At 67.4% G+C, this 19,390-nt stretch carries 18 protein-coding genes; 3 read left to right on the top strand and 15 right to left on the bottom strand.

The window, feature by feature from the left end; genetic code table 11:
* The first annotated feature begins 75 nt into the window (after positions 1 to 75).
* The gene (locus ACWEKS_RS22380) at positions 76 to 1,257 is read left to right on the top strand and encodes a PucR family transcriptional regulator (protein WP_452341867.1); all 1,182 of its coding nucleotides are present in this window, start codon (positions 76 to 78) and stop codon (positions 1,255 to 1,257) included.
* Here the strand turns inward: ACWEKS_RS22380 and ACWEKS_RS22375 are convergent.
* The 8 genes from ACWEKS_RS22375 to ACWEKS_RS22340 form a co-directional block, all read right to left on the bottom strand.
* Positions 1,221 to 1,874, bottom strand: coding sequence for a TetR/AcrR family transcriptional regulator (locus ACWEKS_RS22375; protein WP_452341866.1), 654 nt, complete (start codon positions 1,872 to 1,874; stop codon positions 1,221 to 1,223). The genes ACWEKS_RS22380 and ACWEKS_RS22375 overlap by 37 nt on opposite strands.
* Positions 1,875 to 1,954: 80 nt before the next feature.
* On the bottom strand, positions 1,955 to 2,650 hold the full coding sequence (locus tag ACWEKS_RS22370; protein ID WP_452341865.1) for a transporter: 696 nt from the start codon (positions 2,648 to 2,650) through the stop codon (positions 1,955 to 1,957).
* Between the two features lie 71 nt (positions 2,651 to 2,721).
* A complete protein-coding gene (locus ACWEKS_RS22365; RefSeq protein ID WP_452341864.1) occupies positions 2,722 to 4,014 on the bottom strand; it encodes an NAD(P)/FAD-dependent oxidoreductase in 1,293 nt (430 codons plus the stop codon).
* A 6-nt stretch (positions 4,015 to 4,020) separates the two neighbouring features.
* A complete protein-coding gene (locus ACWEKS_RS22360) occupies positions 4,021 to 5,343 on the bottom strand; it encodes a saccharopine dehydrogenase family protein (protein WP_452341863.1) in 1,323 nt (440 codons plus the stop codon).
* 242 nt (positions 5,344 to 5,585) lie between these two features.
* The gene (locus tag ACWEKS_RS22355; protein ID WP_452341862.1) at positions 5,586 to 6,236 is read right to left on the bottom strand and encodes a GAP family protein; all 651 of its coding nucleotides are present in this window, start codon (positions 6,234 to 6,236) and stop codon (positions 5,586 to 5,588) included.
* A 43-nt stretch (positions 6,237 to 6,279) separates the two neighbouring features.
* Positions 6,280 to 7,296 (bottom strand): hypothetical protein, encoded by a 1,017-nt coding sequence (locus ACWEKS_RS22350; protein WP_452341861.1) that lies wholly within the window; start codon positions 7,294 to 7,296, stop codon positions 6,280 to 6,282.
* The gene (locus tag ACWEKS_RS22345) at positions 7,293 to 8,627 is read right to left on the bottom strand and encodes a Dyp-type peroxidase (RefSeq protein ID WP_452341860.1); all 1,335 of its coding nucleotides are present in this window, start codon (positions 8,625 to 8,627) and stop codon (positions 7,293 to 7,295) included. Before ACWEKS_RS22345 ends, ACWEKS_RS22350 begins: the two co-directional genes overlap by 4 nt.
* An 11-nt stretch (positions 8,628 to 8,638) precedes the next feature.
* Complete coding sequence (locus ACWEKS_RS22340; RefSeq protein ID WP_452341943.1) at positions 8,639 to 9,160, bottom strand: hypothetical protein; 522 nt, start codon at positions 9,158 to 9,160, stop codon at positions 8,639 to 8,641.
* 183 nt (positions 9,161 to 9,343) lie between these two features.
* On the opposite strand from ACWEKS_RS22340, the gene ACWEKS_RS22335 reads away from it, so the two are divergent.
* A complete protein-coding gene (locus ACWEKS_RS22335; protein ID WP_452341859.1) occupies positions 9,344 to 10,357 on the top strand; it encodes an AraC family transcriptional regulator in 1,014 nt (337 codons plus the stop codon).
* A 2-nt stretch (positions 10,358 to 10,359) separates the two neighbouring features.
* Here the strand turns inward: ACWEKS_RS22335 and ACWEKS_RS22330 are convergent, their stop codons facing one another.
* The 5 genes from ACWEKS_RS22330 to ACWEKS_RS22310 form a co-directional block, all read right to left on the bottom strand.
* Positions 10,360 to 11,463, bottom strand: coding sequence for a glycoside hydrolase family 43 protein (locus tag ACWEKS_RS22330; RefSeq protein ID WP_452341858.1), 1,104 nt, complete (start codon positions 11,461 to 11,463; stop codon positions 10,360 to 10,362).
* Positions 11,464 to 11,591: 128 nt separating this feature from the next.
* A complete protein-coding gene (locus ACWEKS_RS22325) occupies positions 11,592 to 12,764 on the bottom strand; it encodes a serine hydrolase domain-containing protein (protein WP_452341857.1) in 1,173 nt (390 codons plus the stop codon).
* A gap of 94 nt (positions 12,765 to 12,858) precedes the next feature.
* Positions 12,859 to 14,139, bottom strand: a complete 1,281-nt coding sequence (locus ACWEKS_RS22320) for an RNA polymerase sigma factor (RefSeq protein ID WP_452341856.1) — start codon at positions 14,137 to 14,139, stop codon at positions 12,859 to 12,861.
* 11 nt (positions 14,140 to 14,150) lie between these two features.
* On the bottom strand, positions 14,151 to 14,570 hold the full coding sequence (locus ACWEKS_RS22315; RefSeq protein ID WP_357011886.1) for a YciI family protein: 420 nt from the start codon (positions 14,568 to 14,570) through the stop codon (positions 14,151 to 14,153).
* A gap of 119 nt (positions 14,571 to 14,689) precedes the next feature.
* Entirely contained in the window at positions 14,690 to 16,042 is a 1,353-nt protein-coding gene (locus ACWEKS_RS22310; RefSeq protein ID WP_452341855.1) for a serine hydrolase domain-containing protein, read from the bottom strand.
* 220 nt (positions 16,043 to 16,262) lie between these two features.
* Here ACWEKS_RS22310 and ACWEKS_RS22305 point away from each other — a divergent pair, with 220 nt between their 5' ends.
* Entirely contained in the window at positions 16,263 to 17,633 is a 1,371-nt protein-coding gene (locus ACWEKS_RS22305) for a flavin-containing monooxygenase (protein ID WP_452341854.1), read from the top strand.
* A 21-nt stretch (positions 17,634 to 17,654) separates the two neighbouring features.
* Here ACWEKS_RS22305 and ACWEKS_RS22300 read toward each other — a convergent pair whose 3' ends face one another.
* Complete coding sequence (locus ACWEKS_RS22300; protein WP_452341853.1) at positions 17,655 to 18,707, bottom strand: AraC family transcriptional regulator; 1,053 nt, start codon at positions 18,705 to 18,707, stop codon at positions 17,655 to 17,657.
* Positions 18,708 to 18,711: 4 nt separating this feature from the next.
* Positions 18,712 to 19,350: a TetR/AcrR family transcriptional regulator gene (locus ACWEKS_RS22295; protein WP_379400954.1), complete on the bottom strand. Its 639-nt coding sequence runs from the start codon at positions 19,348 to 19,350 to the stop codon at positions 18,712 to 18,714.
* Between the last annotated feature and the right edge of the window lie 40 nt (positions 19,351 to 19,390).

The following is a 19,390-nucleotide window of genomic DNA, read 5'->3' as shown; positions in this document are numbered from 1 at the left end:
CGAGTCGGCGGATCCGGGTTGCCGGCTGTGTTCCAGCACACAACACGATCTCGTCATTTTCGTACTATCGGACGCATGACAGCCCTGATCGGACCGCCCGCCAACGGGTCCGAGGCGGTTGCCCGCACCCTGCTCGCGGACGTCGACGACCTCACGAGTGAACTGGTCGGGCGCATCCGTACCGGAGACCACGCCTACGCGGAAACCGCCGCCCTGCCGGAAGCCGTGCTGCGCACCGCCGTCCACGACAATCTGGAGGCCGTGCTCGGCCAGCTCGCGGGTATCGGCGGGCGACGGTTACAGGCGGCCACCGAGGTCGGCAGGGCCAAGGCCGAACTGGGTATTCCACTCGCCGCGCTGCTGCACGCCTACCGGCTGGCGGGCCGGCTGATCTGGGAGCGGTCCCTGGCCACCGCGGACCGGTCCGGCGAAAACATCCTGCCCGCACTGGGTTCGGAGGTCTGGCGGCTCATCGACGACTACTCGAGCGCGGCGGCCGACGCCTACTCCGGCTTCCTGACCGAGCGTGTCACCAGGGCCGACGCCGAACGGCAGGCCATGCTGCGCACCCTGTTCTACAGCGACACCGACGCCGCGTCGCTGGCCGATATCGGCCGCATGCTGCACCTGCCGCGAGCCGGTGTGTTCGTCGTCGTGCACGCCGAGTCGGGTGTGCCGTCCACCAATCCGGTGCCGGGCGCGGAGGGCGGGCTGCGCGCGGCCTACGTGCACTCGGTGTGGCTGACCGAATCGGATGCTCGCATCGGGCTGCTCAGCCTCGGAAATCAACGCGCACTGGATCATTCGCTGACCCGGCTCCGGCAGATCGTGAGCGGCCGGGTCGGCGTCAGCCGCATCTTCAGCACACTGTCGATGACCGGCGCGGCCGTGCGCGAGGCCGAACTCGGCGCCCGCTGCACCCACCCCGGCTCGAACGCCGTCACCGTCTACGGGCATACCCCGCTCCCGCTGGTGCTGGTCAGCGCGCCCGAGGCCGCCCGCAGTCTCGCCGACGAAATCCTCGGTCCGATCCTCGAACTCGACGACGAGGACCGTGACACCCTGCTCGACACCCTCGATCTATGGTTCGACTGCGGCGGATCGAACACCGAGGTCGCGCAGCGGCTGAACTACCACCGCAACACCATTCACTACCGTCTCCGCAGAATCGAGACCCTCACCGGGCGTCGCTGCTCGGATCCCAGATCGGCTGCCGAGCTCTACGTCGCGCTCCGCGCGGTCCGGCTCGGCTCCTGACCCGAGTCCGTGCCCGGTAGCTGCGGCGTTCCGTACAGCACGGACATCCAGATGTTGTAGAGCACGTCGACAACCCGCTTCGGATCCGCTTGCGGGGCACGACCCAACACCCGGTTCAGATAGCGTTCATCCATCCAGACCAGGGCACGCGCGGTTTCGGCCGCATCGAGAGAGGCGCTGATGCGGCCGGCGGCCTGATCATCGGTGATGCGTCTGGCGGTGGCGTCGGCGAATCGTTCCATCAACCCGCTGTATGCGGCGTCGACCTTCTCATCGCCGGCGGCCGCATCCGCCAGCGCGCTCAATACCGCTCCATGCTTCAGGTAGACCTCGGCAAGTCCCTCGAACGCCGCCCGTGCGTCATTGAGCAGGTCGGTCCCCACCAGCCAACGGTCGAGCATCTCGGACACGTCCTGCCCGAGTTCGTCGGCAACCCGCAACGCGAGATCGTGACGGTCGCGGAAGTGGACGTAGAACGCCGGACGCTTGAGCCCGGTAAGGCTCATCACCGCGTCGACGGTCATCTCACGAAACGGCCGCTCGCGCAGGAACTCCTTTGCGGCGTCGATGATCTCGCGTTCCGACTCCTTGGGATCATGCTTCGGGCGTCTGCTCATCGTGTCCTCACTACTTCACGATAGAGGTGACCCCGTGCAGCCGCCGCCGGGCATGTCCGCCTATCGGCCAGGTTCCACCGTCATCTGGGCTGCCCCGGGCTGACCACGGGCTGATGGGATTCCGTTCGCTCGTTGTGGCGGTGCAATGCGCGGTAGGCGTAGTAGTACATCATCATCTGGAATCCCCAGGTCGCGAGCGCACCGATATAGAAGAACGTGTGGTTCTCGTCATCGCCGGGAATATGATAGAAGTCGTACGTCGCGGCGATGACGAATGCCGCCGCGGTGGCAATAACCACCCCGATCGCCTGTCCTCGCTCATCGATATTCCAGAGCCGTCGCACGAAGTAGAGCAGGAACACGGACGTGATGACGTTCACCACGACATAGAAGGTCGCCCCGGCGACGCCTATCCGGTCGGCGAATATCGACAGGTACAGGCCCGCGACGGTGGCGAGCGCGAAGACGGCGATATCGGTTGGCAGCGAAGGCTTGTAGCGGTGGGTCACCTTCATCAAACCCAGGATGAGAATCAACGTGATTCCGACCGCCCTGGAGAACGCATCGAAGAAGAGCGCGATGTGGTACATCGGGCTGGTCCGATGAGCGCCCAGCAATGCGAAGAAGAAGAAATTGGTGCCCGAGGTCGCAACGATGATCCATTCGAGGCCGAGTAGGTAATTACGGAAATTCCTGATGAATTTCGAGCCATAGGTGAACCCGACGAAGATCATCCAGAGCTCGGCGAGCAACAGCAATAAGTTCTTGATTTCCATGGTTATCTCTTGCGTTCGTAGGCCTGACGGCCGTGTTCGAGGGGCCCGACTGCTGCCGGACCCGCCGTTGATCAGTGGCGTGCCAACCGGTCGGACAGACGGTCACCCAACCAGCCGAGCTCCAGTGCCGGTCCGCTGACGAAGCTGGGCCAGAAGCCGCCGCGGCCGTGCCAGATGGTTGTCAGGTCCTCGGGCATGGGTTCGCCGGAGAGCCGACCGGCCAGCATGTGGCCGACATACTGGGCTTGCGCGAAGCCGTGCCCGTTGCACGCCAGCGAATACAGCACGTTGGGCGAGGCCTCCCCCGCCACCGGCAGCCAGGAGGAGCTCATGCCGATCCAGCCGCCCCATGCCCGTTGCGGCGCGACATCGTGCAGCCCGGGGAAGCGGTCGCGGAAGCCACGGACGAGGTCGTCGACGACACGCGTCGACGGGGCCCGGGCGAGCAGCGGACCGCTGGTCGTCTCCAGGCGTCGGGTACCGAACACGATCGAGTTTCGCGGGGTGACCCGATAGCTCTCCAGGATCATGTGCGCGGTCACCATGGGCGCCCGACTGGTCCAGCCGATTTCGTCCAGGCGTTCCGGGGCGATCGGCTCGGTTTCCACCAGGGACGTCCATACCGGCGAGACCAGCCGGCGCGGCGCGATCGAGAGGTTCTTGCTGTAGGCGTTGGTGGTGAGCAGCGCCTGCCTGGCACGCACCTGGCCATTGGCCGTCTCGATGGTCACCGCGCTGTCGCTGTCGGTGACGTCCTGCACGCGAGTGTGCTCGAAAACCCTTGCCCCCGAAGCGAGGACGGCGTCGCGCAATCCGAGGACGTACTTGGCCGGATTCAAGGTTCCGCCGATGCCCTCCCGCATACCTCCGAGGAAGCCGTCCGGGAGACCCGCCGCTCGCCCCTCGACGAACTCGGCCGACGACCCCGCCTCGGCCATGATCTTCGCGTTTCGGCGCGCCTTGCGGAGCTGTCCCCTCGACACCGCGGCCTGCACGATTCCCACCTTCTCGAAATCGCAGTCGATGGCACGATGCTCGATGGTTTCCTGGGTGAATTCCACTGCGGCTTCGGCGAACTGGAACAGCGCCCGGACCTTGCTGCGGCTGAACAGCAATGCCAGCAACGCCGGGTCGGCCGCGATCGAGTTGGTCATGTAGCCGGCGTTGCGTGAGCTGGGGCCCCACCCGCAGGTCTCGGCTTCGAGAAGCACGACGTCGGCCCCGGACTCGGCGAGCCGCAGCGCCGCGGTCATGCCGCCGACGCCACCCCCGATGACGGCGACGTCGCAGGTGATGTCGCCGGCGAGTGCGGGCTCGCCGGTGATCGGCGCTGCGGCCCAACCGGTTTCAGTCAAGAGATCCATGCGCCGTCACCGCCCGCCCTGATCGGCCGAGGCACTCACCTTGCGCGACGTCACCGCCGAGCTCGGTGCCACCAGCGCCTCGACGACCTCATGGGCCGGCGCCCCGCCGGTCTTGGCGAACGTCGAGTAGAAGAGCTCCGGCTCGGCCCAGTCCTCGGGCGCCAGGACGCCGGACAGATCGCCCAGTTCTTGGATGGCCAGCACCATGAATGCCGCGGTCGCCGAACCGGTAGCGGAGGCCATGTCGGTCCAAGCGGTGCCAGGCCCGCTGACCGGCACTCGACGCACCGAAACCACCCGTTCCCCATCACGTGTGCCGATCAGGCGCACATAGTTCGTCCCGCGGAACGCGGGATGCTTACCGGCTGCTGCCGTCGCCAGGTACTTCAGCACCTCGCGCGCACCGATCTCGCCGCGCCGAACCGTGCCCCACAGCCCCGACAACGCGTGCTTCCACACCCGGAGCGAGCCGGTCTTGTCGGTCATCACGTCGTTGACGAAATCGATCGCCTGATCCATCGAGATCTTGTTCTCCTGCACCGCCACGGCGATACCGCGCATGATGCCGTTGACCGGCGGCGGATCGAGCGCACCGAGCACCCGAATCCGGTCGGCTCCCGGCCAGCGCCGCGGCATCGTCACCGACTCGGGATGCGCACATTCGTAGAACCGGTAGCCATCGCCAAAGCTGTTGCCCAGCGCGAACACATCGGTCTCGAGGAAGGTCTGATGAGTCACCGAGCGTCCGTGCTCCCAGGTGTGACAGGGGCCGGCATAGCCGCGAATCGCGTGATCGAGCACCGCCCGCCCGTACGGCACCGGCCCTTCGTCGCCGGTCACCCAGCACACATCGATGCGCTCGACCGTGTCCATATCGCGGGCCGCGTCGGCCGCCATCACATTGGTCAGTCCGGGTGACGCGCCACATCCGACGAAGATCGGCACGCCGGCCTGCCGCGCCCGGGCATCGAGTTCCATGGCGGCGAGGGTGCTTTCCTCATCGTCGTCGAGGTCGAGATAGGGCACCCGCTGCTCGAGGCACGCCTGCATCACCGGCTCCGCGGTCCGGTTGTACGGCCCCGCGCCGAGCACGACGAGTGCGGCGCCCTCGATCGCGTTGCGAAGCGCGACCCCGTCGAACAGATCGAACGAGCCGACCGTCACTTCCTTGGTCGGCAATGTCGCGACGAACGCCTCGAGCGCCTCGGGCCGGATGTCGTACAACTCCAACTTCCAGCCGCCCCCGGCCGTTTTGGCGAAGCGATCGATCGCCACGCGGCACATGTCACCTGCCGCGCCGATGAAGACAATTCTCTTTGCTGTGGTCATGGTCACAGGCTAGAGCCACACTTACTTTGTGTCAATGACGCTCTGTAAGTTTAATTTGGCCGATACATGATCGGCATTTCACCTGGTCGACACCGGTGGGGCGTGGAAGCGGTCCGGAGTTCCGACGCGGACTCCGGCAAACCGTGCAGCGACGGCATGAGACCGTCTCGGGCAGTCGAACTTCCGCCGACGACCCGAGACGGTGGTGAAACACTGTGTGGCACAGTGCGATCAGTACCTGGTCAGAATCCGCTCACGCCCTTGGCGAAGGCCGTGGTGCCCATCACCATGAACACCACGGCGATCACCGTGTGGTTGTTCGCCTGTAGCCAGTTCTTCAAGTGGGCGAGTGCGCCGCGCAGCTGATTCGCCGCGACGGCGTAGCCACCCACGGGGACGACCACCGATGCCGCGCCCAGGAAAACGAAGACAGCGATTGCCGCGGCGGTGCCGGCCGGGTTCAGCCCCGAGGTGCCGATTGTGACGCCCGCCGTGATGCACAGGAGCAGGTTTTTCGGATTCAGTACGGAGAGCAGCATGCCGAGGCCGGCCGCCTTGGCGACTCCGAGTTCGTCGATGGCTTTCATCCAGCCCGGTATCGAATCGTCCTTGCGGCTGCCCCACTGACGGAAGGCGATGAACACCAGCAGGAGGCCCATGGCGATCTTGATCGCAGCGGCCGCAGCGGAGCGCTGGCCCGCCGAACTCATCAGCCCGGATGCGGCCGCGGCTGTCACGACCCCCGTGACCGTCACGATGCCCGTCACCCAGCCGAGCGCGAAGCCCGCACTGGCCCGGCCGGCGTTGGTGGAGAGCAGCATGAGGATGGCCGCCACCACCGGAATAGGTGACAGCGCAACACCTATGGCCAGTGGCAGCAGGTCTCCGATCACAGGTCCCACCCCTGCGGCATCGGGCCGCCGTTTGCAGCCGGGGTCATTTCATCGCCGCGAGGTTGCGCCAGAAGCTGGCGAGGCTGTCGGTGCCGCCGAAGAGGGTGGTGAAGTTGGTGGAGTCGGCCATCACGATGTCGCCGGCGCGTTCGACGGTGGGGGGCAGCCACAGCAACGTATTGAATTCGGTGTTGCCCGCCTCGATGAACGGGTGGGGACGGGACAGTTCGATGGGCTGACGCGCGAGCAGGCGCACCGAATCGCTTTCAGGCTCGGTCAATTCGTAGTGGGGCAGGTGCGGGTGGAAATTGAAAGTGGTGACGTCGTCGAGCAGGCGTGGGCTGTCGAGGTCGCGGAAGGAAGTGAGCGGCGCGATCGAGCGAGTGTCTTCGACGACGGCGGGCCGCAGGCCGTAGACATTGTGTACCGGGACGTTCAGGGCGGTCATCAGCGAGCGGGTGTAGGCGCCGAACCGCTGCTGGCGCGGCACCAGCGGATCACCGTGATGTTCGAACTCGATCTGGCGCTGCTTCAGGTCATCGGTGAAGCCGACGTCGTGGTGCGGGGCGAGGAGCAGGCAGGTGCCCTCGCGCTGCAGCCACTGCTGGATCGCGGCGATCTCCTCAGGAGCCGCTTCCTCCTGCGCGAGCAGGTGATCGAGGCCGAACACCATGAGGGTGTCGGTGTCGGCGAGGATGCATTCGTCGATGGGCTGTTTGAATCCGGCCTGGTCGATGCGCTGGAACACGGCCACCGGATGCCCCGTCACTTCCCCGGCCACCCGCTGGAAGTCGAGGGTGGAGCGGTGGAACAGTTCGAGGGTGCCCGCGATGCCCTGCAGGAAGTGCGCGGCATCGTATTCGGGCGTCTCGTAGGCGGGCCAGGTGGCCTGGCGCACCTCGGTCATGGTGGAGAAGCGGTTGTCCAGTTCGGCCGTATCCCGTTGCGTTTCCCAGGGATAGCTCCACGACCAGTAGATGCTGATGCGCCGCTTGCCGGGGGTGTAGGGGCGGGCCAGGTGGGCCTGGTTGTAGGTGCGCGCCGGGGTGAACGATGTCATGCTGCTGCCTCGATATCGGTGAGAGTGGCCAGGTAGCGCAGGGCGCGCAGTCCTGGCAGGAAGAAGTACGCGCCGCCTCGGACGCTGGTGAACGCCGGAATTCCGGTGATGGTCTTGCGAATCGGACGCTTCGGAATCGTGAACTCCAGGGTGCCGTCCTGGTTGCCGATGATCGGATCCCGCTCGTTGCCCAGTTCGTGGAACGACGTGTCGTTGACCCACACGTTCTGCGCGAACTCGAACTGGCGCACCAGGCTCGCGCACAGCACGAAGGCCGCGATGCCGCGGTCGGCGCCGTCGTCGGGGGTTCCCTCCGGCAGGTGCGGCCCATAGGTTGCGCCGCGGCGAATCATGCGGCGGCGCTGCATGTTCACGCCCGTATCACGTGGATTCATGCGCCGGATGTGAGACCCGAGTGGCACCGCGTAGCCGTGCGGATCCATCTGTTTGTAGTTGAAATCGTTGTTGCGGCTCATATCCGCACCCAGTTCCGGATCGTCGGCCTCCGGAGCGAGGACCAGCGGCGCGCCACTGCGCCAGCGACCCATCAGCTTCGCCGCCACCAGCTCCTGTTCGTCGGCGGTGTCGCCGTGCTCGGCCATGAAGTCACGGAATAGACCCACGTGTTCGCGCAGGCGGCGATAGGCCATGAAGGTGCCGTTGCGCGAAAGCACCTCGGGCTGTGGCAGATCCAGCGGCGGCCCACTCTCGTCGTCGTAACCGAGGATGAACTCCCCGGCCTTCAGGGGTGCGCCGCTGCCCGGCGTGGGCTCCTCCCCGGTACCTTCGATCACCGGCTGCGACAAGCGATCCCGATAACCGAAGTGGTCGTGCGCGTAGCCGAACGGCGGTACGGCCTCCAGATCCAGCGATGACAGCACCGTGACACCCGGGCAGGCGGCAAGGAGTGCATCGTGTTCGGCCACCCGTCGGTCGCGTTCGGCGGCGTCACGGGCGAAGAGGATGACGATCGCGTGCAGATCGTCACCGGCGGTGCCGTCGATCCAATGGTCGGGATGGTTGGCCCCGGCATCACCCAGGACTTCGGCCCGGGCGGCCATGCCCTGGCGGAATTCCTCCGGGAAACTCGCGAGCGCGTCGGCCGGGACGCCCAGGGCGCGCAGTCCGGTCCAGGTGAAAGCCACGGACACCCACTGCTTGTCGGTGTCCACCGAGTCCTGCAAGTCGGCGACCGAGGGCACCCGGTCGGCCATGGCGGCGAGCCACGCGCGCGCACCGGCGGCGTCGGTGAAGGACAAGAACTCGTAGCGCCCGGTCAGCGCCGGCACCCGGGTCAGCAGGATGTGCTGGATATCGTCGAATTCGAGCATCGCGACCCCCGCTACTGCATCTCGTCGAGCATGTCGGAGAACGCCGCTTTGAGCCGCAGGGCCTTCTTGACCTCATCGGAGGTCACATACGGGTATTCACCGTATTCGAGGAAGCTCGGGAACTGGTGCTTGCGGAAGAATTCGATGGCTGCGGCCCGATTGGTGCGCCAATCCTCGGGAAAGCCTTCGAGATTCACGAAGGCGGTGGTGATGCCCGTGGACAGGAACAGGTCGAGCGCGTCCTCGAGGTACTTGTCGAAGTCGGTGTCGAAGATGCCCTGATACTGGAAGGTCAGGCCGTCGCCGATATCGAACAGCACCCACCGCAGATAGTGCAGCCGCAGCGGCGCAAGCACATTCGGATCCTGTTCGACCGCGGCCTGGATGACCTTGCCGTGCTCCCGGATCGCCGCCTCATGACCCGGCTTGACCTTGGCGACAATGGAAAACCCATAGTTTGCTGGAGTTCGAGGATAGATCGGACCGTAGCGTCCCTGTTCGTACTCGAAGTACCCGGCCTCGGGGATTGCCATCGCTGCTGGCCTGGACCAATCCTCGTTGCTTGTGGCCACGTCGTCGTCCCTTCCTTCGGTCTGGCTTCGGTTGCTGGAATGAAACCCACTGTAGGTAGCGCAGGGACCGACTGCTTATCATTACGGGACAGGATGCTGATCATTTCGGGACGGGATGCTGATCATTTCGGGACGGGAGAATCGGTGAAACCACTGGCCCGCTACGCAGCGCTGAACGAATACGTGGAGCTGTGCCGATCGCTGGGCATCGGCCCGGTGGAGCTGTTGCGCGCGTCCGGCCTGGACCCGGCCGGTCTGAGCCTGCAGGACCGCTGGGTGCCCGCCGCCGCGATCGCCGAGCTGCTCGAGCACTCGTCCGTCGCGACGAACTGCGCAGATTTCGGGCTGCGCCTGGCCGAGCGCCGCCGCTTCGCCAATCTGGGTCCGCTGAGCCTGGTGGTCCGCGAGGAGCCCGACGTACGCAGCGCTCTGTCCGTGATGTCGCGGCACGAGGACACGTACAACGAGGCGCTGCACACCCGCCTCACCGAACAGAACGGCCTCGCCACCATCCGGCTGACCCTCGATATCGGGCAGCCCGGCGATACCCGCCAATCCGTCGAACTCGCGGTCGGCGTCCTGCACGGCCTACTCGCCGGTTTCATCGGTGCCCCATGGCAGCCGGTCGAGGTCCGCTTCACCCACCCCGCCCCGCCCGATCTGCGCGCCCATCACCGGGTCTTCGGACCGCAGGTGACCTTCGAGCAGGACTTCAATGGAATTCTCACCTACACAAGCGATCTCGATGCGCCCAATGCGATGGCGGATCCACAGCTGCGCGCCTATACCCAGCGGCTGCTGGACCCCGTCGACCCGGTCCGTGCCGCGACCACCGCCGACCGCGTCCGCGAGCTCATCGAACTGCTCCTCCCCACCGGCCGCTGTTCGGTGGAGCAGGTGGCCCGCAGCCTGGGCGTCGACCGCCGCACCGTCCACCGCCGCCTCGCCGCCGAAGGCGAGACCTTCAGCTCACTACTGGATTCGACCCGCGCCGAACTGGCCCGCCACATGGTCGCCAATCCACGCCGTTCCCTGACCGAGACCGCTGAACTCCTCGGCTTCTCCGCCCCCGGAAACTTCTCCCGATGGTTCCGCAAACAGCACGGCTGCAGCCCCGCACAATGGCGCCGTACCCGGGCATCGGCCGAGGCGACCTGACCTCAGCGCTGCGGCTCGGGCGTCACCGGGGTTCCCGGAGCATTGCGGCCTTTGCCGTCGATGACGATGGGGTCGTCGGGGCCGAAGGCCATGCCGAATTGCGGGCGGCCGTCCTTGCCGAAGTACATGGGCTGGACGCGGATGCTGCGGCCGGGCCAGCCGGTGCCGGGTTCGAGGCGGGCGTGGTAGGTGATCCAGGGGCGGCCGTCGATGGTGAGGAATCCGTTGTGGCCGGGGGCGATGGCGCCGGGACCGCCGGGGAGCACGGGACCGCCCGATTTGGTCCAGGCGCCGGGGTCCATGGGGTCGCCGCCGCGCGCCAGTTCGAGGAGGCCCAGGCAGTAGGTGTCGTCGAAGCTGGCATTGGCGGAGAAGGTTGCGAAGAGGCGGCCGTCGGGTGCGATCAGGGGTTGCGGGGCCTCGTTGATCAGGAGGTCCGCGTCGTTGGGGACGGTTTCCCAGGCGGCGGTGGGTGTTGCGATGCTGACGCGGGCGCCGCTCGGCGTCATGGGATCGGACATGCGGACCACGCAAATGTCTTGTACGCGTGTGTCATCGGGGTTGCGCAGGCAGGACCAGAAGAAGTAGCCGACGCCCGCGTACTGCTGGTAGGTGCCGTCGATGGCCCAGCCGCCGGGCAGGTTCAGCGGCCCGAGGTATTCGTAGGGGCCGGTCGGGTCGTTTCCGGTGGAACGCAGCGCGTACATCCGATGGGTCTCGTTGCGGTCGTCCTCCTGCCCCGCGAAGTAGATCCACCACCGGTCGCCGATGTGCACGAGTTCCGGAGCCCAGATCTTGGTGCAGGCGGGGGCAGGGCAGTCGGGGTGCTCCCACACCACCTTCGGCTCGCTCTCCTCCAGTCCCCCGAGTGTGTCCGAACTGCGGATCACGATGTTGTCGTCGTTGTAGAAGTCCCCCTGCACCAGATGGAATCGGCCCTGGTAGTAGGTCATGCTCGGGTCGGCCCCGGCGGCCAGCACCGGATTGGTGAATTCCTCGCTATGCGCCCCGGTCGCCGAGGCCTTCGGTGTATTGCCCCCTGCGACCATCGTTCCGACGCCCACTGTCAGAACACCGACCAGTCCCATGGCTCTTCGCCAACCCACCAGCGCCACCTCCAGCAAACGTCGAGAACTCAGTCTCGACGCCGTCGTGGGCTGGTTCAATCACCAACGGAAAGCCGCAGGACTGCACAGCGATTCGCTGGGACTCCACAACCGATCGGCTGCGCGGTTCACCGGCTCCCGGCGCACAGGGCATGGTCGATCAGGGCGCCGGCCACGTTCTCCTGGTCGCGGATGTGTTCCGGAATGTCGCCGCGCGCCTCGGACATGGACACCACGGCGCTTCGCGTGCCGTCCTCGGTGACGCCGTTGAGGGTGATGTAGCCGCCGTCCCCGCCCTCGTGACTCCAGTAGGTCCCTCCGCAGCTGAGGGGCCGTTCGGCCAGGCCGAGCCCGTATCGGCCACCGGGCCACAGCTGTTGGAGTTCCGCACTCACCGGGACGGTCTGCTTCATCTCCGTGAGCTGCTGCGCGGGGAGCAGCCGGCCGCCGAGCAGCGCGCGGAAGAAAATGTTCTCGTCTCGGGTGGTGGTGACCCACGAAAGGGTCTCGTGCTCAACGGGTATCTGATCGGTGACGTCCACCTCGGCGCCGGGACCGAAGAATTGATAGGCCCGGGCGTGCGGCTCGGGCAGGGTCGGCGAGGCGCCGGTCCAGCGGGTCTGGTCGAGCCCGAGCGGGCCGAGGATGCGGGCTTCGATCTCCTGGTGGGCGGGTCGGCCGGTGGCCTGTTGAATGATCATGCCGAGCAGGACATATCCGGTGTTGGAGTACTGCCAGCCCTGTCCGGGCGGGAAGTCCGGCGCCTGGGCCATGCCACGGGCCACCAGCTGCTCGGGACTGTAGAGGTCGTAGCGCTGCTCGTAGTACTCCGCCGGCGTGGTGTATCCGGGCAGGTCGTCGTGAATACCGCTGGTGTGCTGGAGCAGGTGACGAATGGTGATCCGGCTGCCGTCGTTCCCGTTGCCCTGCACGACTCCCGGCAGCCAGCGGTCGACTGCGTCATCGAGAGTCAGCGCGTGCTCGGCCTCGAGTTGGAGAACCACGGTGGCGACCAGGGTCTTGGCGGTGCTTGCCATGCGGAAGTAGCCGTCGGAGAGGACCGGGAGGCCGGTGTTCAGGTCGGCGGTGCCGCTGGTGGCGACCGACTGCGCACCGTCGGGTGTGACGACGCGGGCCTGCACGCCGCTGATGCCGAGGGCGTGGATCGCTTCGGTGTCCTGACGCAACTGCTCCGCGAGCGAGGGACCGGCGGGCTGGGCGACCGCGGTGGCCATCTCGGCGACGAGTAACGCGGCGGCACCGAGGGCAACCGAAAGGCGCTTGCGCAGAGTCGAAGTCATGGCTGAACGCTAGTTTCGCCACCGCCCCGGCGTAATCCGGCACATCCCCAGAATCGGAATGGGGGAAATCCCCGAGCCCGACCCGAGGAGCTGGTCAATCCAGTTCGGCGAGTTTGACTTCGAGCAGGGTGCGTTCCTGGTCGTTGCCGGACAGGGCGATGGCGAGGTCGAATTCGGTTCGGGCTTCGGCTGTCCGGCCCAGTCTGGCGAGCAGTTCACCGCGGACGCTAGGGAGAAGATGGGAATTCGGGAGGGCCGCAGCCGATCTGAGATCGTCGACGATGGCGAGGGCAGGGGCGGGACCCTCCGCCATGGAGACCGCGACCGCCCGGTTGAGGTCGATGATCGGGGACGGCGAGAGCCGGGCCAGGGCTTCGTAGAGCAGGACGATGCGGGGCCAGTCGGTGGCCTCGACGGAGTCGGCGACGGCGTGACATTCGGCTATCGCGGCCTGCAGACCGTAAGCGCCGAGGCCGCGGCCGAGGCTGGCTGCCTGGTCGAGGGCCGCGCGGCCGCGGCGGATGGCCGCCCGGTCCCAGCGCATTCGGTTCTGGTGTTCGAGCAGGATCGGCCGGCCGGTGGCGTCGGTGCGGGCGGGGAAGCGGGCGGCGGTCAGTTCCAGCAGGGCCAGCAATCCGTGGACCTCGGGTTCCTCGGGGACGAGGCGGGCCAGCACCCGGGCGAGGCGCTGGGCTTCGGCGGCGAGGTCGAGGCGGATCAGGTGTGCGCCGGAGGTGGCCGAGGAGCCTTCGGTGAAGATCACGTAGACGACATTCAGGACCGAGCCGAGCCGGGCGGCGCGTTCGTCGGCCGGGGGGATGGCGAACGGAACCTGGGCCGCCGCAAGGGTTTTCTTGGCGCGGGTGATGCGGGCCTGCACCGTCGCGGTGGGCACCAGGAAGGTCTTGGCGATCTCGTCGCTGGTCAGGCCGCCGACCACGCGCAGGGTCAGCGCCACCTGCGCCTCGCGGGACAACACCGGATGGCACGACACGAACATGAGCGCGAGCACGTCGTCGTCGATCTGATCCGGATCCCAGAGCGGTTCCGCCCCCGGCGTTTCCGGGGGTGTCCCGCCGGTGGCGACCCCGCCCTCGCCCAGGTCGCGGGCGAGGGCGCGGTACCGGTCGTCGCGGGTGGCGCGGCGGCGGAAGGCGTCGATGGCGCGACGCCGGCCGACGGTGAGCAGCCAGCCCGCGGGATTGCGTGGCACGCCGTCGCGCGGCCAGGTCACCAGCGCCTCGGCCAGCGCCTCCTGGGCGAGGTCTTCGGCCAGGGTGAAGTCGCCGGTGTAGCGGGCCAGGGCGCCGACGATGCGCGCGGATTCGATGCGCCACACCGCGGCGACGGCGTCACGACCGGTGGGGTCGGCCATGGCTCAGCGGCTCACAGCTGCCCGGTGGCCTCGCGCCAGGCGCGTTCCTTCTGGATCCACTCGTTGTCCTGCGGGAATTCGTCGATGGTGGTGACGCGCCGGATCTCGGTCTTGAATCCGGGACCGAACGACGGCGCCCGCCTGGCCCATTCGACGGCTTCCTCCTTGGAGGCCACGTTCAGGATGTAGAAGCCGCCGAACAGCTCCTTGGTCTCGCCGTAGGGTCCGTCGGTGACCAGCGGCGGCTCCGACGAGAAGTCCACCACCACGCCCTCTTCCGCACTGTCGAGACCCTCGGCGGCCAGCAGGACCCCGGCCCGGATCAGCTCGTCGTTGAAGCGTCCGACGGATTCGAGCACCTTCTCGAAGTCGGCCTCGGCCATGGCCGCATTGCCCTCGTCGCTCGCGCGCCAGATCAGCATGTACTTCACGGGATTGTCCTCCTTGTCGCGGGTCGCTGTCCGACCCTCTCACACCAAGGTCGAACGACCTCCCCGGCAGATCGACACGGCCGCGAAAAAGATCGACAGCGCCCGATCGCCACGAGTGATCAGCGACAGCCGCCGAGCTGTTGAAGTACCGCCCGGTAGAGGGTGTGCCATTCCGCGTTGCCCTGGCCGGCGAAATCCCCGTCGACAGTGAACTGCACGGTATGCGCGAGGCGCACGCCCGTCAGGCAGTCCGCGGGGCTGACAGTGATGTACTGCCCTTGGAAACCATTGGCCTGGAAACCGTCCGGGGTCGCCCCACTCCACCACTGGTAGCCGTAGCCGCCCGGTTCGGTGTCACCGGCGTCCGTGGCGGGCAGCAGAGTGGTGGTGGCGGCGGTGACCCACTCCCCCGATACGATCCGGCGGCCGTCGGGAGTGCTGCCCCCGTTCCGCATGAGTTCCCCGAAACGCGCGAAATCCCTTGGCCGGGCGAACAGTTCCTCCGAGGCGACGGCCGCCCCGGTGCGGTCGGTCATGATGTCCGCGGACGCTTCCATCCCGGCGGGCTGCCACAGCTGCTGGGCGAGAATCTCATTGAACGGCTGGTCGTAGACCTTCTCCAGCAGCCAGGCGAGCATCTGGGTGTTCGCGCTGTTGTAGTTGAAGTGGACGCCCTGGGGTTCGACCCCGGGCAGTGATTTCAGGAATTCGTTGCGGGTCTTGCCCTGCTGCCCGTTCGTGTAATAGTCCATCGCCAGGTCTATCCACTCGGCGACCTGGGTGTTCTGCGCGAGGTCGGTGGTGTGCTCGTCCCACTGGACGCCGGATCGCATGGTGAGCAGGTTCTCGATCGTGACGCCCTGCCACGCGGTGCCGCTCAGTTCGGGCACGTACGTTTCGATGGGGTCGTCTATCGAGCGGATCCGCTGCTGATCGACCGCAATGCCGACCAGGGTCGAGACGAAGGATTTGGTCATCGACCACGCCTGGTGCGCGTCCTCGGGGGACCAGCCATTGGCGAAGTAGCCGGCGACGAGCGCCCCTCGATGAACGAATTCGATTGCGTCCGTTTCGGTGTCGTTCAGGAAGTCACCGACCGTCTTGGTCCGTCCGGCCCACTGATACGTGACCCCGCGCAGGTCGATCGGTGCGGCGGGCAGCACTGAGACAGCGGTTCCGGCGGCGATGTGCGCATGGGGCAGCACGACATCCGGTTTGACGACGTCGGCCGGCACGGGGAGCAGGATCGTGTTGTTGTCCACCGCCTCGTGCACATAGTTCCACCAGTACTCCGGGCTCGACAGTTTGGCCGCCGCGCCCGCGGCCAGCGACGGCAGCGGCGGTACACCGAGCAGTCGCCCGCCCTGCGCGGCCGCCAGCAGGGACGTCGCGTCGGAAGGCAGGTCGGCCAGTGCGTCGGCGGACGCGGTGGCCGCGGCACTCTGCACACCGATCAGGGCAACCACAGCCACTGCGACCTTGAATTGCATGGGACGGCTTTGCCTGCCACGCCCACGGGAGGAGATGACCATGCGGGCACGCTAACGGCGCCGCGACCAGCGGGCCGTCCAGTGTGCCGATCCGGTCACCGGTTGTCCGGTTTCCCCACTCTTCTGGCCGGATCGGCCCTCCTGGATGCGCGGCTCCGGCGGGTTGAATCCTCTCATACTTCGGCACGCGAATGGAGAGTCCATGGCAGACAAGGAAACTCACCGGGCACAGCGGCGAGTGTGCATCGTCGGCGCCGGTCCGGCCGGGCTGTCCGCGGCGCGGGCCCTGAAGCGCCTGGGCATCGTCTATGACCAGTTCGAACGGCATTCCGATGTGGGCGGTATCTGGGATCTCGACAATCCGGGTTCACCGATGTACGAATCCGCGCACTTCATTTCGTCGCGGAAGACCTCGGGATTCTTCGACTTCCCGATGCCCGATACCTATCCGGACTACCCGGGTAATCGGCAGATCCTCGACTACACACGGGCTTTCGCGGATGCCTACGGGTTGCGCGAGACCGTCCGGTTCAACACCGAGGTCATCGATGTCGAGCAGGACGGCGGCGACTGGCTGGTGACCCTCGCGGACGGCGCGCAACATCGCTACCGGGCCGTCATCTGCGCCACCGGCGTCACCTGGGCGCCCCGCCGGCCCCGGCATCCGGGCGAATTCGCCGGCGAGATCCGGCACTCGTCGGAGTACCGGAGCCCGCTGGAGTTCCGCGGCAAGCGGGTGCTCATCGTCGGGCTGGGCAACTCGGGGGCCGATATCGCCTGCGATGCCGCGGCCAATGCGGCCGCCGCGTTCGTCAGCGTCCGGCGCGGCTATCACGTGATTCCCAAACATGTCCTCGGGATCCCGAGCGATGAGCTCGCCGATACCGGGCCGCAGCTGCCGCTCTGGCTGGAGCGGCCGTTCTTCCGCGCGTTACTCCGGCTCGTTCAGGGCGATCTCACCAAATACGGTCTGCCCGAGCCGGATCACAAACTGTTCGAATCGCATCCGCTGCTCAACAGTCAGCTCGTCCACCACCTCCAGCACGGCGATGTGGCGATCCGGCCGGATATCGCGAGCCTGGACGGCACCCGGGTCCGGTTCGCCGACGGCAGCAGCGAAGCGGTCGACCTGGTTCTCTACGCCACGGGCTACGACTGGGCGATCCCCTATGCCGAGCGGCACTTCTCCTGGAGCGAAGGACGACCGGATCTGTATCTGTCCTCGTTCAACCGGCAGCATCGAAATCTGTTCGGACTGGGCTATCTCGAGGTCAATTCGAGCGCCTACACCCTGTTCGATCACATCAGCAATGTGCTGGCGCAGTACCTGCACGATCAGGACCATGCCCCGGCGCGGGCGGCGGCGTTCGACCGCTTGATCGCCACCGATCATCCGAAGCTCAACGGCGGCATCAACTTCCTGCCCACCGCACGCCACCGCGCCTACGTCGACGCCCGCGCGTATCACCGCTACCTGGGCGCGCTGCGCAAGCGCCTGGGCTGGCAGACCCTCACCCCGGGCATGTTCGACGCGATCGGGTCCGCCCGCGATGTCCGGCAGGTGCGGGCCTGAGCGCCTGGCACGGCACCGGGCTCACTCCGGTTCTCGCCGTATGGAATTCGGCGGATGCCCGGTCCAGCGGATGTACGCGCGTCGGAATTCCCGGATATCGCTGTAGCCGACTTCACGGGCGACCGCGCTGATGGACAGACCGGATCGGCGGAGCAGGAAGATCGCGCGCCGCTCCCGGACCCGGTCCCGGACCGTGCTGAAACTCGCACCGGCGGCGGCGAGCCGGCGGCGCAGGGTGCGCTCGGTGACATGCAGGTGGGCGGCGACCTCGGCCATGGTCGCCGGATGGCGGAGGTCACGCTCGAGCACCGCCTCGACGGCCACCACGATGTCCGGGGCCGGACGGCCGACATCCAGCAGCCGCCGGCAGGCCTCGATGGCGATGGTCCGGGTCGGCGCACTGTGGGTGGGCAACGGAAGCTCCAGTGCGGCAACCGGAATGACCGCGCGGTTGGCTCCGGCGGAGAAGTCCACCGGGCAGCGCAGGAAGCGGTGGTACTCGGCGGCGTACGGCGGGGGCGGATAGCCGAGTTCCACCCGGGTCGGCGACCAGCCCGGGCCGAGCACCGAGCGCATCAGAATCAGCACGCTGCACAGCACTTCCTCGCACAGGAAGGCGAGCAGCCGGGGTTCGGGCCGGCGCTCGTGCAGCCGCAGCGCGACCTCCTGGCCGGAGCGCTCGACCTCCACATCCATCAGGGTCCCCGAGGCCTGATGCAGATCGATCCCGACCGAGAGCGCGTCGCCGACGGTGGCGCACGAGCGCATGGCTACCCCCAGCATCCCCATCGACAGCAGGCTGTCGCGCATGCCCACCCGCATGCCGAGCGGCCGGCCGGGCAGCGCCTCCACCGCGCGGCGCAGGACAACCACGGCTTCCTGGAACGACACCTTCACCGAGTCCACCGCGACCAGGCCGTCCGGATCCAAACCTGTTCCCGCGAACCAGGATTCGACGTCACAGCCGTCACGCCGCCCGATCTCGGCGACCCCGGTCAGCACGGCGGGCGGAATGATCGGCAGGTCCAGCCGGGCGTCCACCCGGTCCCGGTGCCGCACGGCGGGGTCGGTCACGGCGCTACTCCTGCGGGGCCGGCTGCCGCCTGAGTTGCAGGGCCGGCTCGATATGCCCGCTGTCGAGCAGGAATCCGAGGAACATCGCACGGAAGGCCGCGTGCACGGTGTCGGGCGGCAGCGCACCCGGCGAGGCCAGCTCGTGCAGCGCGAGCCCGTGCGCCAGCGCGGTGAAGGCGGGCGCCATGGCATCCGGATCCGGGGCCCCGGCCGCCCGCGCGCCCGCGGCGGCGGCCCGGCGCGCGGCGGTCAGTGCACGGGTGACCGCGTCACGGGATTCCGGCCGGCGCGCCGCGTGCAGGTAGGCCTCGAACAGCGCGAGGGTTTCCGGTGTGCGCGGCGTAGCGGCCGCGGTGAAGGCGGCCGCGATCTCGTCGGGTGAACCGTGCGCCTCGGCGAGCGACTCCGCGATCGCGATCTGGGTATCGGCGTCCTCTTCGGTGTAGACGCGCAGCGCCTCCTCGGTCAGCGCGTCGATCGAGTCGAAGAAGTAGCCGACGGTGGTCAGCGGCAGCCCGGCCTTCTCGGTGACCGCGCGATGGGTCACCCCGGCCACGCCGACCTCGGCCGCCACCTCGACTGCGGCTTTGAGCAGGGCTGCTCGCCGAGCCAGGGCGCTCGGGCGATGGCGGCGTTCGGTCACGCCACCCACCCTAGTCGCTCTCTGTAATTCCTTACAGATT

This window comes from Nocardia sp. NPDC004711 (genome assembly GCF_053601595.1).
Note: the sequence above shows the minus strand (reverse complement) of the source record. Positions and strands in the feature narration are given on the sequence as shown.

Coding starts and splice junctions, on each gene's coding strand:
- ACWEKS_RS22380 (WP_452341867.1), top strand. CDS start 76: ATGACAGCCCTGATCGGACCGCCCGCCAACGGGTCCGAGGCGGTTGCC.
- ACWEKS_RS22345 (WP_452341860.1), bottom strand. CDS start 8,627: ATGCTCGAATTCGACGATATCCAGCACATCCTGCTGACCCGGGTGCCG.
- ACWEKS_RS22375 (WP_452341866.1), bottom strand. CDS start 1,874: ATGAGCAGACGCCCGAAGCATGATCCCAAGGAGTCGGAACGCGAGATC.
- ACWEKS_RS22365 (WP_452341864.1), bottom strand. CDS start 4,014: ATGGATCTCTTGACTGAAACCGGTTGGGCCGCAGCGCCGATCACCGGC.
- ACWEKS_RS22340 (WP_452341943.1), bottom strand. CDS start 9,160: ATGGCAATCCCCGAGGCCGGGTACTTCGAGTACGAACAGGGACGCTAC.
- ACWEKS_RS22370 (WP_452341865.1), bottom strand. CDS start 2,650: ATGGAAATCAAGAACTTATTGCTGTTGCTCGCCGAGCTCTGGATGATC.
- ACWEKS_RS22320 (WP_452341856.1), bottom strand. CDS start 14,139: ATGGCCGACCCCACCGGTCGTGACGCCGTCGCCGCGGTGTGGCGCATC.
- ACWEKS_RS22350 (WP_452341861.1), bottom strand. CDS start 7,296: ATGACATCGTTCACCCCGGCGCGCACCTACAACCAGGCCCACCTGGCC.
- ACWEKS_RS22305 (WP_452341854.1), top strand. CDS start 16,263: ATGGCAGACAAGGAAACTCACCGGGCACAGCGGCGAGTGTGCATCGTC.
- ACWEKS_RS22325 (WP_452341857.1), bottom strand. CDS start 12,764: ATGACTTCGACTCTGCGCAAGCGCCTTTCGGTTGCCCTCGGTGCCGCC.
- ACWEKS_RS22360 (WP_452341863.1), bottom strand. CDS start 5,343: ATGACCACAGCAAAGAGAATTGTCTTCATCGGCGCGGCAGGTGACATG.